We start from the raw sequence: 647 nt of genomic DNA, 5'->3' as shown, positions 1-647 counted from the left end.
CAGCAACACTTGATCGCTGGCGAGCCTCAGTTTCAGAGCTGCGCCCAGATGGACAAACCCAGCAGAGTTGGCTATGGGCTGCACCGGCGAAACACTCAACCCGCCAAATCAGCGAGGTACTGGAGCGCATCGACCTGCTTTACACGCTGGACGTTCATAAGCACCTGGCAGACATCCCCGATCTCATCTTGCGCCGCTACGCGCGCCGACTTGTCTCCAGGCCGCCCTCAGCCGGAGCCAAGATCAAAGAGCCAGCGCGCACCGTGGAGGTCGCATGCTTTCTTCGGTATTGCCTGTTCACCACCACAGACCAGTTGATCCTTATGGTGCAGCGCCGGATCGCCGATCTGTGGCGTCAGGCTGCCGCCGATGTCCCCGCTACCGTCAATTGGGCCGCAATGTACAAAACGCTGCTCGGCGAACTTGTTGCCTTGAGCGCGCAAGGTGCGGTGCCAGATGCTGAGTTGCGTGCCCGTCTTGAAGCCTTGATCACCGAAACCCAGAAACGCAAACCACCGAGCAGGGCCTCCCTGGTCCGCGAGGGATTGATTGATGGAATTCGCCCCGTGCGGTCGTTGCTCGTCGCCATTGCAAAGCTGCCCTGGCAGGCCACCGGCGAGCATCCTGCCATCGAGTACCTTGCCAAG

Annotated in this window: 1 pseudogene; it reads left to right on the top strand. The window is 60.6% G+C overall.

The annotated features are described in order from the left end of the window. Positions 1-647: pseudogene (locus N879_RS14420) on the top strand (Tn3 family transposase); the annotation flags it as partial.

The sequence above is a fragment of the Alcaligenes sp. EGD-AK7 genome, assembly GCF_000465875.3.
Lineage (GTDB): Bacteria > Pseudomonadota > Gammaproteobacteria > Burkholderiales > Burkholderiaceae_B > Alcaligenes > Alcaligenes phenolicus.
The sequence above is the reverse complement of the archived record's forward strand: the minus strand, read 5'-3'. Positions and strand labels throughout refer to the sequence as shown.